Source organism: Clostridium polynesiense, assembly GCF_000820705.1.
GTDB lineage: Bacteria > Bacillota > Clostridia > Clostridiales > Clostridiaceae > Clostridium_AA > Clostridium_AA polynesiense.
This window is the reverse complement of record NZ_CCXI01000111.1, coordinates 46,308-61,915: the sequence shown is the minus strand read 5'-3', so window position 1 is coordinate 61,915 and position 15,608 is coordinate 46,308. Positions and strand designations below refer to the sequence as shown.

Annotated in this window: 16 protein-coding genes; all 16 read left to right on the top strand. The window is 36.6% G+C overall.

The features are described 5' to 3' along the window. The first annotated feature begins 219 nt into the window (after nt 1-219). The 16 genes from TA89_RS10535 to TA89_RS10460 all read left to right on the top strand — a co-directional run bounded on the left by TA89_RS10535 (nt 220) and on the right by TA89_RS10460 (nt 15,516). Complete coding sequence (locus tag TA89_RS10535; RefSeq protein ID WP_040213245.1) at nt 220-783, top strand: TetR/AcrR family transcriptional regulator; 564 nt, start codon at nt 220-222, stop codon at nt 781-783. Further along, nucleotides 764-1,276, top strand: coding sequence for a flavodoxin family protein (locus TA89_RS10530; RefSeq protein ID WP_040213244.1), 513 nt, complete (start codon nt 764-766; stop codon nt 1,274-1,276). The genes TA89_RS10535 and TA89_RS10530 overlap by 20 nt, the downstream gene beginning before the upstream one ends. Beyond that, entirely contained in the window at nt 1,264-1,869 is a 606-nt protein-coding gene (locus TA89_RS10525; RefSeq protein WP_040213243.1) for a hypothetical protein, read from the top strand. The genes TA89_RS10530 and TA89_RS10525 overlap by 13 nt, the downstream gene beginning before the upstream one ends. Nucleotides 1,870-2,287: 418 nt before the next feature. Further along, nucleotides 2,288-2,665 (top strand): RidA family protein, encoded by a 378-nt coding sequence (locus tag TA89_RS10520; protein WP_040213242.1) that lies wholly within the window; start codon nt 2,288-2,290, stop codon nt 2,663-2,665. A 13-nt stretch (nt 2,666-2,678) separates the two neighbouring features. Continuing rightward, entirely contained in the window at nt 2,679-3,860 is a 1,182-nt protein-coding gene (locus TA89_RS10515) for a pyridoxal phosphate-dependent aminotransferase (RefSeq protein WP_040213241.1), read from the top strand. A gap of 99 nt (nt 3,861-3,959) precedes the next feature. Further along, on the top strand, nt 3,960-5,477 hold the full coding sequence (locus TA89_RS10510; RefSeq protein ID WP_040213240.1) for an ABC transporter substrate-binding protein: 1,518 nt from the start codon (nt 3,960-3,962) through the stop codon (nt 5,475-5,477). Nucleotides 5,478-5,608: 131 nt separating this feature from the next. After that, nucleotides 5,609-6,586, top strand: a complete 978-nt coding sequence (locus tag TA89_RS10505; protein WP_040213238.1) for an ABC transporter permease — start codon at nt 5,609-5,611, stop codon at nt 6,584-6,586. Then, on the top strand, nt 6,579-7,448 hold the full coding sequence (locus TA89_RS10500) for an ABC transporter permease (RefSeq protein WP_040213236.1): 870 nt from the start codon (nt 6,579-6,581) through the stop codon (nt 7,446-7,448). Before TA89_RS10505 ends, TA89_RS10500 begins: the two co-directional genes overlap by 8 nt. Before the next feature lie 13 nt (nt 7,449-7,461). Continuing rightward, nucleotides 7,462-8,460, top strand: a complete 999-nt coding sequence (locus tag TA89_RS10495; protein WP_040213234.1) for an ABC transporter ATP-binding protein — start codon at nt 7,462-7,464, stop codon at nt 8,458-8,460. Further along, nucleotides 8,457-9,419, top strand: coding sequence for an ABC transporter ATP-binding protein (locus TA89_RS10490; RefSeq protein ID WP_040213232.1), 963 nt, complete (start codon nt 8,457-8,459; stop codon nt 9,417-9,419). The genes TA89_RS10495 and TA89_RS10490 overlap by 4 nt, the downstream gene beginning before the upstream one ends. A gap of 66 nt (nt 9,420-9,485) precedes the next feature. Beyond that, nucleotides 9,486-10,019 (top strand): hypothetical protein, encoded by a 534-nt coding sequence (locus TA89_RS10485; protein ID WP_040213230.1) that lies wholly within the window; start codon nt 9,486-9,488, stop codon nt 10,017-10,019. Nucleotides 10,020-10,038: 19 nt separating this feature from the next. Then, on the top strand, nt 10,039-11,241 hold the full coding sequence (locus TA89_RS10480) for a M24 family metallopeptidase (protein ID WP_040213228.1): 1,203 nt from the start codon (nt 10,039-10,041) through the stop codon (nt 11,239-11,241). Then, nucleotides 11,228-12,499, top strand: a complete 1,272-nt coding sequence (locus TA89_RS10475) for a M20/M25/M40 family metallo-hydrolase (RefSeq protein ID WP_147590111.1) — start codon at nt 11,228-11,230, stop codon at nt 12,497-12,499. Before TA89_RS10480 ends, TA89_RS10475 begins: the two co-directional genes overlap by 14 nt. 14 nt (nt 12,500-12,513) lie before the next feature. Next, the gene (locus TA89_RS10470) at nt 12,514-13,701 is read left to right on the top strand and encodes a M24 family metallopeptidase (RefSeq protein ID WP_040213226.1); all 1,188 of its coding nucleotides are present in this window, start codon (nt 12,514-12,516) and stop codon (nt 13,699-13,701) included. A gap of 68 nt (nt 13,702-13,769) precedes the next feature. Next, nucleotides 13,770-14,426, top strand: a complete 657-nt coding sequence (locus tag TA89_RS10465) for a helix-turn-helix transcriptional regulator (protein ID WP_052447438.1) — start codon at nt 13,770-13,772, stop codon at nt 14,424-14,426. 13 nt (nt 14,427-14,439) lie between these two features. Continuing rightward, nucleotides 14,440-15,516, top strand: coding sequence for a M24 family metallopeptidase (locus tag TA89_RS10460; RefSeq protein WP_187119290.1), 1,077 nt, complete (start codon nt 14,440-14,442; stop codon nt 15,514-15,516). The last annotated feature ends 92 nt before the right edge of the window (nt 15,517-15,608 follow it).

The window sequence follows — 15,608 nt, the reverse complement described above, 5'->3', positions numbered from 1 at the left end:
TATTTTATAGAGTAAAGAGTGTTGATTCAAATCAATACTCTTTTTCTTTTGGATACCTGACATAGGATATAAAAACTTATGTTCTTATATCCGTTTTTACAAAAGGAGCAGATAATAATAATTTTTTAAGAGATAGCTTTGACATTGTATAATACAGGTTATATAATTATCATTATATAATGAGTATTATATAATGAACTATGGAAAGTAGGAAGTACAATGCCACCAAAAGTAAAAATCAGTAAGGAAGATATTATTAATAAAGCTGTGGAATTAATTAATAATGAAAAAGTATTGACAGCATCTTCATTAAGTAAGGCTCTTAATTGTTCTACTCAACCAATATTCTGGTCTTTCGATAGTATGGATGATGTTAAGAAACAAGCTTTTGATCAGGCACATAAACAGTTCAGTGACTTTTTAAGGTTGCCTATAGAGAATGTAGGGCCATATAAAGCTACAGGAATTCGGTATATTCAATTTGCTCGGAATAATAGAGGTCTTTTTAAATTCCTTTTCATGAGTGAAAGGGCTAAGGAAGAAAATATTTTAGTCAATGATTCAAATTTACCATTTTTGGTAAGATTAATAATGAATAAAGAACCTATGGATGAGGATAATGCAAAGGAAATATGTAAAATTATGTGGCTGTTTTGTCATGGAATTGCAACAATGATTGCTATGAATACAGTGGATATAAATGAAACTGAAGTTGATAAAATGCTTGATAGGGTTTGTTTGGGACTGTTAGGAGGAAAAGGAAATGAGACTATTATTAACTGATAAACCTTTAAAAATTAAATTTGCAGAGAATAATGAGAATAAGTATATTGATCTATCAAATCTTAAAATTTCTAATTGTGTAGGATGCTTTAGTTGTTGGACTAAAACTCCAGGTAAATGTGTAATTCGTGATGATGCTACTAAAGTTTATCCAATTATTGCAAAAAGTGATAATGTATTATATGTAAGTAAGATTAAATATGGGTGTTATGGTTCAATAATGAAAACAATGCTTGAACGTGCTATTCCTATACAACAGGCATTTATTCGTCTTTTAAATGGGGAGGTACATCATGTTCAACGTGATGTTTCTATGAAAAAGGCTGTTATTATTGCTTATGGTGATATATCAAAAGATGAACAAGAGATATTTAAACGTTTGGTAGAGCATAATGCACATAATATGAATTTTAAAGAGTTTAAGATTATATTCACAAGGGAAGAAAACTTAGAAGAAGTAGTTTCTAAGGAGGTTATAAAATGGGGAGAGTAATTATTATAAATGGGAGTCCTAGAGCGCCAAAATCCAATTCTAAAGCATATAGTGAAATCTTTAGAAGATATTATGAAGGTAATATTGATATTTTTAATATTACTAAAAATAATCATAAGGATATTTGTCTTAAGTTGGAAGAGTATACAGATATTTTATTTGTATTCCCCTTATACGCTGATGGACTTCCAGTTACATTGCTTAATTTCTTAAAATACCTTGAGACAAATCCGCCAAAAAATAAACCCATTATAAATGTAATTATAAACTGTGGGTTTATTGAACCTGAACAAAATACTGTTTGTATAGATATGATTAAATTGTTTTGTAAAGAAAATGAATATATTTTTGGCTCGGTATTATCAATTGGAAGTGGAGAAGCAATTTTAAATACACCTTTTAAGGTCATGATAAGATGGAAGATGAAGAAATTAGCTAAAGCTATTCAGAATCATAAAAATGAAAAATTAAGTGTTACAATGCCTTTAACAAAGAAGATGTTTATTAGAGCATCTACAAGCTGTTGGATAAATTATGGCAAAAGGAACGGTATTACGAAAGAAGAAATGGCAAGTATGAAAATTGAACAGTAGTATAATTTATAAATTTTGATTTATAAATTATATAAATTCGGAAATGGAACCTCTCTGAAGGTTCCTTACAATTAATCAAGATTCAAAGAGAAAAAGGGGTTGCTAATAGTAGCAATCCCTTTACTTTTATCGCATTTTTTGTTGATTTAAGTGTTGAACAATTGTATTGGTTTGTTAAAAAGAATAGCTTGCAGCCTCCCCATGCAGTTTCTGCATCCGGAGGCTTTTTATTTTTGGTATTCAAATAGTAACACTATATAGAATAAAAATAATAATTTGAAGTGATAAAAAAATAACAATATTACAGGAAAAAACATTGACATGAATCATAACGGTAGCCTATAATACTCTTAATTATTAAAATATTTTAAGTCAACTGAAAATATTTGAAATCATTATTTTAAGGAGATGTCGTCAAGTGAAAGAAATTATTGCAACTAAAAAAGCACCTGCTGCAATAGGACCCTATTCGCAGGCAACAAAATTTAATGGATTGGTTTTTGTATCAGGACAGCTGCCTATAGATCCTGAAACCGGTAACTTAAGCACTGGCAGCATTGGAGAACAAACTACTCTTGTTATGAACAATGTTGCTAATATTATTGCTGAAGCTGGAAGCAGCATGGATAAGGTACTGAAAACTACTATTCTGCTTAAGGATATCAATGATTTTGCAGAGGTTAATGAAGCTTATGGCAAGTTCTTTACAAGCAATCCACCAGCAAGAGCATGTTTTCAAGTTGCAGCATTACCTAAAGGAGCCAGCATAGAAATAGAAGTAATCTGTGCTTGCTAAAGGAGGAAAATATATGAATTACTTTGATGATAGTGCGGTACGCCTTGATATTCTGAAGAAACGTGCTTTTAATTACAGATGGGCTGAAGTTGAGGAAGGAGTGCTGCCATTGACTGCAGCAGATCCTGATTTTCCTGTTGCACCACAAATAATTGGAGCAATGAAGGTATATCTGGACGGAGGGTACTTATCCTACACACCTAAGATGGGACTTCCTGAATTTAGAGAGGCTATTGCAAAAAGCATAAACAGCCGAAAAAATGAAAATGTAAAGACGGAGCTTGTACTTCCAATTGACAGTGCAGCTCGTGGTATGTATGTAATAGCGTCTACGGTACTTAAACCGGGAGATGAAATGATAGTATTTGATCCTGTAGATTATCTATTTAAGGAATCCTGTCTAGCAGCTGGTGCTGTTCCAGTATTATTTCCTGCAGTATTGAAGGATGGACATATTGATTTAAGTAACCTGGAAAGCTACATAACACCAAAGACTAAAATGATAGGACTATGCAATCCTCACAATCCATGGGGAACAGTCTATACTAAGGAAGATCTTGACCATATATTAAATCTTGCGGAAAAATATGATTTATGGATCATGAATGATGAAATATGGTCAGATATAGTATATCCTGAAAAGCCATTTATAAGCATTAATTCCCTTGGAACAGAGAGAAATAAAAAGACTCTTTCTGTATATGGATTCTCTAAAAGCTTCGGGGTTGCCGGCTTAAGAATAGGATGTATTTACTGCAATGACGAAAAGGTATTTGAAGATATTGTGAAAACATCAGCTGTTATGACTACAGCAGGAGGAATAGCTTCAATTTCTCAGATAGCAGGTATTGCATGTCTTGAAAAAGGATTCCCTTGGGTTGAAGAATTCCTTAAGCATCTTCGTGGTAATCGTGATTATGCTGTTGAAAGGCTTAATAAAATGCCTGGTATTAAATGCCACATGCCACAGGCAACTTACTTGGCTTTCCCAGATATATCCGGAACAGGACTGGGAAGTGGAGCTTTTGCTGAATTTATGGAGAAAAATGCAAAGCTGGCAGTTGTGCCTGGAACTGAAAAATTCTTTGGCGCTGGAGCAGAAGGTCATATACGTATATGTTTTGCAACAAGCAGAGCAATACTTACTCAAGGTCTAGACAGAATGGAAAAGGGGCTTGCGCTTTTAAACAAGTAAAAGCGTAATTGCTTGTACTTTATATCAATTTCCTATAGGGGATTAGATTATTTCGTGTAAAGCACGATTTAATAAAAAAACAAAAAAGGGGGACAAAAAATGAAAAAGATATTTGCTTTAGTACTTACTGCAATTATGACAGTATCAGTGCTAAGTGGTTGTGGAAAAGCGGGTTCTGGACAATCTAAGAAAGACACAATAGTTGTAGCAACATCATCTGAACCTAAGAGTCTTGATGCACATGGACCAAATGATAGTGACTCAACATTACTGCATCACCAAATATATGATACTTTAGTTAAGCAGAAGGAGGATAACACCATAGCTCCTGGACTTGCTGAAAAGTGGGAGTATAAGGATGATACTACCCTTACTTTACATATAAGAAAGGGTGTAAAATTCCATAATGGAGAAGCTCTTGATGCCAGTGATATCATCTATACTATAAAACGTGCTCATGGCAGCAGTTTCTCAAACTGGATAGTATCTGATGTGGATCTTGAAAAGACAAAAGCTATTGATGAGAATACAGTTGAAATTAAGCTTTTAAAACCTAGTGGAGCTTTTCTTTCACAGCTTTGCTTCCTTTATGTAGTTGATGAAAAAACTGTTACAGAAGCTGGAGAAAGTTATGAAGAAGAACCTGTAGGTACTGGACCATTTAAATTTGTACAATGGCATCGCGGTGACCGTATTGAATTTGAAACTAACAAAGAGTACTGGGGAACTGTGCCTGAATTTGATAAATTAACAATGCGTTTTATAGCTGAGTCCTCCAGCCGTGCAATGGAAATTGAATCTGGCGGTGTTGATGCTGCATTAAGGATAGCAGCAAATGATATTGAGGGCTTAGAAGCGGATAAAAATGTTACTATGATTCGTTCTTTAGGTTATGGTAACACATTTGTAGGCTTCAACTGTGCAAAAGAGCCATTTAATAATAAGCTCCTTCGTCAGGCTATAAGCTATGCTTTAGATAAGGAAGCAATTGTTCAGGCTGTATATAACGGTATTGGTTCTGTGGCAGAGGGTCCTCTATCACCATCCATCTGGGGTTATAACCCTAATCTAAAGGGATATAAACAAAATATTGAGAAGGCAAAAGAACTTCTTGCAAAGGCAGGTTATCCTAATGGATTAGAAATTACCTTAACTATCAGCGATTCACAGGAAAGAGTTGACATAGCTGAAATGATTCAAAACCAGCTGAAGCAGATAAATGTTACTGTTAACGTAGAAAGCATGGAAAATGCTACTTACCTTGACAAGATTATCAATGGTGAATTCCAAATGTATATATTAGGCTGGTCAACAAATACTGGTGATGCTGACTATGGTTTATATGAACCTTTCTATACTGGCCGTCCTGCTTGGTCTAATACTGCACGCTACAGCAACAAAGAGGTAGATAAACTGCTTGATTTAGGAAGAGCCAGCACTGAGGAAAAAGTAAGACTTGATGCTTATTACAAAGCACAGGAACTTATAGTAGATGATGCACCATGGGTATTCCTTTACAACAAAGAGGAAACTGCCGCTATAAACAGTAATTTAGAAGGCCTTAAATCATCACCTTCAGGCAGATATGAATTCTGCGAAATTAAATTCAAAAATTAATAAATAACTATATAAGTTAAATGGAAGTGTAGGTAAGGGTGTTTATAAAAAACATCCTTTCCTATCCATTAAAATGAACTTTTAATATTCCAGATATTGAGTATGACATAAGGAAAAAGAGGTGAATAAGCTTGGTAAAGTATATCTTTAAACGACTGTTACAAATGATTCCGGTACTTTTGGGCGTAACTCTTATTGTATTCACGTTAATGTACATAACTCCAGGTAATCCTGCAAAAATGATCCTTGGAGATAATGCAACACAGGAAGCAGTGGAAGAATTAACTGAAGAAATGGGATTAAATGATCCTTTTGTAGTACAGTTCGGTCGTTATGTAACTGGAATTGTAACCCGTTTTGACTTCGGAACATCATATGTAACAAGGCAGCCTATCGTTAATGAGCTGCTGGATCGCTTTCCTAAGACAGCTTTATTGGCGGCGCTAAGCGTGTCGTTATCGGTAATAATTGGTGTAACCTGCGGAATTATAGCCGCAACGAAGCAATATTCTATTTTTGACAATCTTGCCACCACTGTATCCCTTGTTGGAGTTTCAATGCCTTCCTTCTGGCTAGCATTGATGCTTTGCCTGATGTTTGCAGTAAACCTCCAATGGTTTCCGGTATCGGGATCTTATGGGTGGCAGTACTGGGTGCTGCCAACAATTACATTAGGTACAGGCGGAGCCGCAAATATAATGAGAATGACACGTTCCAGCATGCTTGAAGTTATAAGAATGGACTATATAAGAACAGCTAGAGCAAAGGGACAATCAGAACGATTAGTTATAATAAAACATGCACTTAAAAATGCGTTAATTCCTATTGTAACAGTAATTGGAATTCAATTTGGAAATCTGCTAGGTGGTTCAGTTTTGGTTGAGTCTGTATTTGCTATTTCAGGATTAGGTAAATATGGTGTAGATGCTATACAACAGCGTGACCTTCCAGCGGTTTTAGGCAGTGTATTATTTTTAGCTATTACATTCAGTTTTGTTAATTTACTTATTGATATTCTTTATAATTTTATAGATCCTAGAATTCATGCACAATTAGGAATGTCAAAAAGACGTAAACTCAAAGTTAAGGAGGCTGTGGCAAATGGCTAAGAATAAAAAAATGCCTAAACAGCAGGGACCTGTGATGGAAATCCTTGAAAGATTTACACGTAACAAGCTTGCTATGCTTGGATTGATAATATTGATTTTATTGATATTGTCAGCAGTTTTTGCTGATGTATTAGCACCATATGGATATGATGATCAGCTTGTAAGCCGTGCGCTGCAAGGTCCTTCTTCCCAACATTGGTTCGGTACGGATAAGTTTGGACGAGACCAGTTCAGCCGTGTGCTATATGGCGGACGTATATCATTAAGAGTTGGTATAATTTCTGTGTCAGTGTCTCTTGTATTCGGAGGGCTGCTTGGAGCTATAGCCGGATTCTATGGAGGTAAAATAGACAGCATCATAATGCGTATAATGGACGTGTTTATGGCTGTACCAGGAATGCTTCTAGCGGTAGCTATTGCAGCATCTCTTGGAGCTGGTTTGGGTAATATGATGATTGCTATAGGTATAGGAAATGTACCAGGCTATGCCAGGATAACCAGAGCGGCTGTTATATCTGTTAAAGAAAATGAATTTATTGAGGCTGCTACAGCCATAGGAGCAAATAACTTTAGAAAAATATTTAAACATATTTTACCTAATGCTGTGGCTCCAATAATAGTTCAGGCAACTCTTGGGGTGGCCAGTTCAATAACTGCATGTGCCATGCTTTCATTCCTGGGTTTAGGAGCTCCTCCTCCAGTACCAGAATGGGGCGGAATGCTTTCAACTGCAAGAAGCTACTTAAGAACTCATCCATATATGGCTATTTTCCCAGGTCTGTTTATCATGATTACTGTATTCTCACTTAACGTTATGGGTGACGGCCTTCGTGATGCTATAGACCCACGCTTGAAAGATTAAAGGAGGCTATAATATGAGTGAAAAAGTGCTTGAGATTAAAAATCTAGTTATAGAATATCATACAAGAAAAAGTAATGTGCAAGCTGTAAATGGTATAAGCCTTTCACTAGAAAAGGGAACTACACTGGGACTGGTTGGAGAAACCGGTGCAGGTAAAACTACCACAGCTTTAGGAATAATGGGTCTTATTCCAGATCCTCCAGGAAAGGTTATTGATGGGGAGATTATATTCGAAGGTGAAGACCTTCTTAAAAAGAATAAAAATGAATTAATAAAAATCCGTGGAAATAAGATATCCATGATATTTCAGGATCCAATGACTGCACTTAATCCTATTATTACAGTAGGGGATCAGATAAGCGAGGTTATAAGGCTTCACGAAAAAATGCCAGCTTATGAAGCTGCAGCTAAGGCTAAGGAAATGCTTGAAATGGTAGGTATTCCCGGAGAGCGTTATGGTGAATATCCTCATCAGTTTTCCGGTGGAATGAAGCAGAGAGTTGTTATAGCTATGGCTCTTGCCTGCAACCCTGTACTTATGATAGCAGACGAGCCTACTACTGCTCTGGACGTTACCATACAGGCTCAGGTTCTTGATATGATGAACAAGCTGAAAAAAGAGTTTAATACATCAATGATACTTATAACCCATGACCTTGGCGTAGTTGCAGAAACCTGTGAAAATGTAGCAATAATGTATGCAGGTGAAATTGTTGAGGCAGGAACCCTTAAGGATATTTATGAAAATGGATGCCATCCATATACCAAGGGACTATTTGGAAGCATTCCAGATCTTGATGAAGATAAAGATCGTCTGCAGCCTATAATGGGACTTATGCCTGACCCTAGCAATCTGCCTGCAGGCTGTAACTTTGCAGAACGCTGCCCATATAGTACACCGGAATGCGAAAAGCAGCCAACAGCTAATTATAAGCTTTCAGATACACATTTTGTGCGCTGTGGAAGGTTTAAAGATAAGGCAATATCTGTAGAGGAGGCAAGGAAAAAATGAAAACTCTCCTAGAAGTTAAGGATTTAAAAAAGTATTTTAAAACACCTCATGGAATGCTTCATGCAGTTGATGGAGTTAATTTTTCAATTGAAGAAGGCAAAACTCTTGGTGTTGTTGGAGAATCAGGATGCGGTAAGTCTACCTTAGGGCGTGTTATACTTCACCTCCTTGAACGTTCAGATGGCCAGATCATATTTGACGGAGAGGATATATCTTCTCCAAGTAAAAGCAGGTTAAAAGAGCTTCGTAAGGACATGCAGATTATATTCCAGGATCCATATTCATCTATCGATCCTAGGATGAAGGTTTCAGATATAATAGGCGAGCCAATGAAAATATACAAAACCTGCAAAAGCAATGATGAATATAATAAAAAGGTTTCAGAACTTATGGACACAGTTGGACTTGCACAGCGTGTTGCAAATTCCTATCCTCATGAACTTGATGGCGGCCGTCGTCAAAGAATCGGTATAGCAAGAGCTCTTGCTCTTGACCCTCGCTTTATAGTGTGTGATGAGCCTGTGTCAGCGTTGGACGTATCAATCCAGGCACAGATACTCAATCTTATGCAGGACCTACAGGATCAACGTGGACTAACATACATTTTTATTACTCATAACCTTAGTGTTGTTAAGCATATATCAGATGATATTTGTGTTATGTATCTTGGTAAGCTTGTAGAAAAATGTGACGCAAAAGAGCTCTTTAAAAATCAGCTCCATCCTTATACTAAAGCGTTGCTGTCTGCAATTCCAAGACATAAGTTGAATGCCAAGCATGAGCGTATAATATTGAAGGGAGAGCTGACAAGTCCTATAAATCCAAAACCAGGATGTCGTTTTGCTCCCAGATGTTTATATGCTGAGGAAAAATGCTTCCAATGCGATCCTCAGTTAACAGAGGTTAAAAGCAATCATTTTGTTGCCTGCCATTGTGTTAACAAATTAAACAATATATAGCATTTATTATGCCAGCTAATGTGTAATCAATAGCTGGCAACATTATAATAAAGGAGAAAAGACGAAATGAACAAGCAGCAGTTTTGGGATATTGCTGGAAATTACCTGATAAAAAACTCAGAGCAGTCAGAATGGCAGAATATGAGGGAAGACAGGAGAAGGGTAAAGCTAAGGATATATGGAGAAAAAGATCCTGATGCTAATCCATATTATTCTAGAAATCATATATTACACCGATGCATAATGGCTGTAGAAAAAATAATAAGTCTGTCGGGTCCATGCAAATTCGATGATAAAGTTTTAAATATATTGGATCAGTTATATACAAGTGAGTATAGTGAAAAAGCTGATCCTGCCCAAATGGCTGATAAACTTATGCAGAATGAGCTACCCCTAGTAAGAGATTTTGTATACTTTATTTCACACAATATTATAACCATTGACCGTATAGCAGGAGGGCATCGAGGAAAAATCAAAAATGATACTGAAATAGATATTTCTATACTATTAATGCCTGAAGGAAAAGAAGAAGAGCTTTTAAAAGATGTGGCAAATATATGTTCAGAATTTGAAGTAAAATGTCTGCAACTATTTGATTAAGCAAAGAAAGGTGATTTGTATGTTCGATAAATATACTGTTCCAAGAGAAAAAGTTAAACAATTGGAAGAGCTTCTTAAGGAAAATGATATTGATGCGTTAATGAGCGTTTCTCGTGAAGGCTCCGATGGAATCCTGCCTTTTCTTATAGGTGACGATACTGTACATTTGGGAGTGGCTATCTTTACAAAGGAAGGAAAGCATATAATGCTGACCAGCAAATCCGATGAAAAGAAATTTATGCAATCAGGGATTTTTAACAAGGTAGTGGCTTATGAAAAAAGCTTAAGTGAAGTGCTTATAAAGACAATTGATGAAATAAATCCTAAAAAGCTTGCCCTTAATACATCCTTGTCAGATGCCACCTCAGATGGCTTAACCTGTGGACTTTATATGATGCTTCAGGATATGCTTGGCAAGGAAAGATTGTCTAAGATTGAGGTCTCAAGTGAAAATGTAATAAGGGAATTGAGAAGTGTTAAATCTGATACAGAGGTAGAGTACCTTCGCAAAAGTATTCAGATAACAAATGATATATATGATGAAGTTTTTACACGTGTTAAATGTGGTATGAGTGAAAAAGAAATAGGTGATATTTTCATTGATTGTATGAGGAAGCGTGATGTATGCAATGGAATAGGCAAGCCTTATGACTATCCAATCATCTGCATCGTAAGGGCTGGATTAGCTCATAGAGGTCCTGGTGATACTAAAACCATTCCTGGAGATATACTGATTATGGACTTTAGTGTTAAATATAGAGGCTATATTTCTGACATTGCAAGGACAGCTTACTTCCTGAAACCTGGAGAAACTGCTCCACCTGAGGATATTCAGCATGCATTTAACACTGCACACAATGCAATATCTGCTGCTATAGAAACTATTGGAGTAGGAAAGCGAGGCTGGGAGGTTGACACAGCTGGCAGAAGGGTTATTGAAGAAGGAGGTTATCCTACAGTAAGGCACTCTGTTGGACACCCAATTGGATGTACATGCCATGATAGTGGGACAGCGCTGGCACCCTTTAAAGGAGATGAAAATGCACCTTGTAACAGGCCAATTAAACTGAACGAAGTATATGCCATCGAGCCTACAGTAATTCAAGATGATGGACTGCCATGTATGCTTGTTGAAGAAAATGTTGTAATAAGACCTGAAGGGGCAGAAATATTAAGCCGCAGACAGCACCAGCTGTATCTTATTAGCAGTGAGGGAAAGTAAAATGCTTAACAAAAATGAAAAAGAAGAATTGCTTAAAGTTTTTACTGATTTAATAAAGTTGGACACTCAAAATCCTCCGGGAAATGAAAAGCCTGTAACGGATTATATTCAGAAGCTGTTAAAGGAAAATGGAATTGAAAGTTCTATATATTCTAAAAAAGATGGACGTACTAACCTTTATGCCAGTATTGGTAAAGGTGAAGGTGTACCTATAATACTATTATCCCATATAGACGTAGTTCCTGCTCCAGGAACCTGGAAGCATCCACCCTTTGAGGCTGTTAATGACAATGGTACTATATATGGCAGAGGAACACTGGATACAAAACATTTAACAGCAATGCAGCTAATGAGTATGATTTGGCTTGCGCGAAAAAATGAGGAACTTAACAGGCCTGTGATTTTACTGGCTACAGCAGATGAAGAAGGGGGAAGTGGCTATGGTATGGAGTTTTTGTCTTCCGAGCATCCAGAGCTTATTCCTAAAGGCTATGTAATAAGCGAGGGAGGAGGTTTTACCATTACACAGGGAAACCAGAGGTTTAGAACCTGTACCTGTGGTGAGAAGGGCAACTGTAAAATGACACTGACTGTTAAGGAAAGCGAAGCTGAATGTGCCTTTGATCCCTATGGAACCATGGCTGGAAAGCTTCTTAAATCAATTAAGAACATATGTCAGTACGATGCAAAGGAGCGCCTTACTCCTCCAACAAAAAAATTCTATAATGCTGTGAATGGAATTATTGAAGACCCAACATTGAAAAATCTATGGCAGTATTCCACAAGGAATTGTCTTGCAATTGATGGATATGACATTGATTTTAATTCAATAAATCAAGATGAAATAAAGATGGGATTAACCTATCAATATATACATGGTACTGAAAAAGAAGAGATAACGGAAATGATGGAAAAGCTTTTAGAGGGCTGTGATGCTCAGTATGAAATACAAAGCTTTTCAGATGGGTATGAATGTGACGTAAACAATCCTTTCATTGCCAAATTAGAGGAGGTATCCATGCGTTATGATTCTGAAACCCGCCTTTTGCCTATGATTGCTTTAGGGCGCACAGATGGTCGGTTTATTAAAAACAATGTGTATGGATACTCACCTATGCTAGATGATGTACCATTCTCCCAAGTGCTCAAAAAAATACATCAGGAAGATGAGTGCATAACAGAAGAGTCGTTGTTCTATGGTACATCAGTACTCTATGAAACTATCAAAGAAATAGCATCATCAGATATTAATTTTTAAGGAGGCTATAACTGATGAATACGATATTAAAGCAAAAGCTTGATCAGGCAATAGGATACTTAAACGAGTATAATGTGGATCTTTGGCTTACTTATGCAAGTGAAGGAAGCGATCCTGCTGTAAGTCTTCTTTTTGGAGTAAAAACAGTGGGGAAAACCTTTTTCCTGCTTACTAAGAGCGGTAAAAAGTACTCCATTTGCTCAATAATAGATGCACAGGAAATAGAAAACACCGGCTTATTTGATGAAGTTATTAAATATCAGGGAGATCCGGCAGAAAATCTGAAGGAGCTTGTTTATACTCTTAATCCTAATAAAATTGCCTTAAATTACTCTAAATTAGATAATCTTTGTGATGGGCTTACCATTGGACGCTACCGCTATTTAGAAAAAGCCTTGGGAGAGGATTATTGCAGAAGATTTATCTCATCTGAGCCTATGCTTCAGATGGTAAGAAGCATAAAGTCATCTGAAGAAATCCGTACAATACAAAAGGCTATAGACATTACCCTGAAAATATATGACGAGGTTTTTGAAGAAATTCATGCAGGAATGACTGAATATCAGGTTGGAGAGCTTTTTGTAAAGGGAATGGTTAAGTATGGCGTTACCCATGCAGTAAACAAAGACCTTTCAATGCCAATAGTAATGAAGGAGCGCATATCTCATAGGGAGCCTGGTATGGCTGTAATTGAACCTGGTGATTTTCTGATTATGGACTTTGGAGTAGACTATAATGGATATTGCAGTGACATATCCCGTACTATATACTTCTTAAAAGAAGGAGAAACAGATGCCCCTGAGCGCTTCAAGGATATATTTGATGCTGCATATAATGCCATTTCAGCGGCTTTTGATGCGGCTAAACCTGGAGTTGAGGGATGGACAGTGGATGCTGCTGCCAGATCATATCTCCTTTCAAGAGGCATGCCTGAAATTACACATGCTACCGGTCACCAAATTGGACAGTATGAGCATGATGGCGGTGCAATGTTTGCGCCAAAATGGGAACGCTATGGTGATGCGGCATATGGAAAAATACAAGCAGGAATGACTTTAACACTTGAGCCTACAATTCTTAATCCTGATGGAGATTTCAGCGTTTTATGTGAAGAGGACATATTAATTACTGAGACTGGAGCAGAATTTTTAAGCACTAGACAAAATTCTTTATTTTTAGTACCATTTAGAGGGAGAAAATAATTCCAATGCTTGCAGAAGAAGTAAGATAAGTCTCCTAAAAGCATAAGAATTTTTAAGGAGTATATTTTATGGAGAAAAACAATTTCGAGAAGTATATAGACTTATTTAAGCCTGTTATGAAGGCTATGCACTCCCTTTTAGGAGAAAAATCAGAATTTATTCTTCATGATTTGAGTACGACTCAAAGCTCAGTAGCTGTTGTAGTAGGCAATATTACCAACAGACCTATTGGTGCTCCATCTACTAACCTTGTAATTGATGCTTTGAAAAAGTACGGAGACAAGGCAGAGGATATGCTGAATTATGCTTCCTATACAAAGGATGGACGCCAACTAAAGTCTTCAACTATATTTATACGGGAAAATGACAAAATCGTTGGTTGTCTATGTTATAATGTAGACTTAACTGAATTCAAAACGTTTGGAAAGATTTTAGATAATTTCTGCCAGATTAACACTGGCGACGAAAAAGAGCAGAAGCCTGAAGTATTTGCTCAGGAAGTCAGTGATGTTGTTGAAGATATAATTCAATATGAAATTGAAAAGGCTGATAAGCCAGTGCCTCATATGTCTCGGGGAGATAAGCTAAGCCTTGTTGCTACATTGGAAGCAAAAGGTGTTTTTGATGTAAAGGGTTCTGCTGAAACTGTTGCACGTTTTTTAGGAGTATCAGTATTTACAATCTACAACTATATAAAAGATGTACGCAGCGGACTCAATAATTGATAGGCAGGATAATATGATAGAAAAAGTTGAAAAAATAGCATCAAAGTTGAAAGCCTTTGGCATAGATGCAATAGTTCTGCATTCTGCAGAAAACCGCCGATATATTACTGGCTTGAAAACCTCATCCGGAGCTGTTTTAATTACTGCTGAAGGCAAATGTGCATGTATTACAGACTTTAGATACATTGAGGTATTAAGTAAGAAAGCTTATGACAATATATGTAGTGTGTATGAAGTTCCTCAGGGAATGGAAGATGAGTTTATAGGTGAGCTTCTGAAAAGATATCATTGTAAAAGTGTTTATATTGAACACTTTCGTATAAGTGCACAACATTATAATATCCTAAAAAGTACATGGAAAGCAGAATTAGTTGAAAGCAATGGAATGATTGAGTCAATGAGAGCTATAAAGGATGCCAGGGAATTAGAGTATATACGAGTCTCACAGCAGATAGCAGAGCATTCCCTTGACCAGACATTTAAAGATGTTCAAGTTGGAATGACTGAAAAAGAGGTAGAAGCATTACTTACTTGGAATCTGCTTAAAAATGGATCGGAAAATGGAATTTTTGGCATAGTAGTGGCCTCAGGACCTAACTCTTCTATGCCTCATGCCTTACCCTCCGGCAGAAGAATAGATAAGGGAGATTTTCTGCTTATTGATTTTGGAGCAATATATAATGGCTATTATTCAGATATTACACGGACAGCTGCAGTGGGCTATGCTACAGAGGAAATGAAAAAGGTATATGATGTAGTACATAAGGCCAATTGTGAGGCTATAGCTGCTCTTGGTAAGGGCTGTTGTGGCAGTGAAATGGACAGGGCTGCCCGCGATATTATTACACAATCAGGATACGGTGAGTATTTTGGACACGGTCTTGGACATGGGGTGGGTCTGGAAATACATGAATCCCCACGTCTATCCAAAGGATCAAAGGAAATAATACAAGCAGGAAATGTGATAACTGTAGAGCCAGGTATATATCTGCCTGGAAAATTTGGAGTCAGGATTGAAGACCTTATTTATATTGGAGAGGATGGTATTGAAAACCTCACATCCATGACAAAGGAATTGACTATAATCTAATAATAAAAGGAAGCACCTCTTTAGTAAAACCGCTGAGTTTTTACTAAAGAGGTGCTTTTTGTTTGTAAAATAGAATAATTTAACAGAATAAA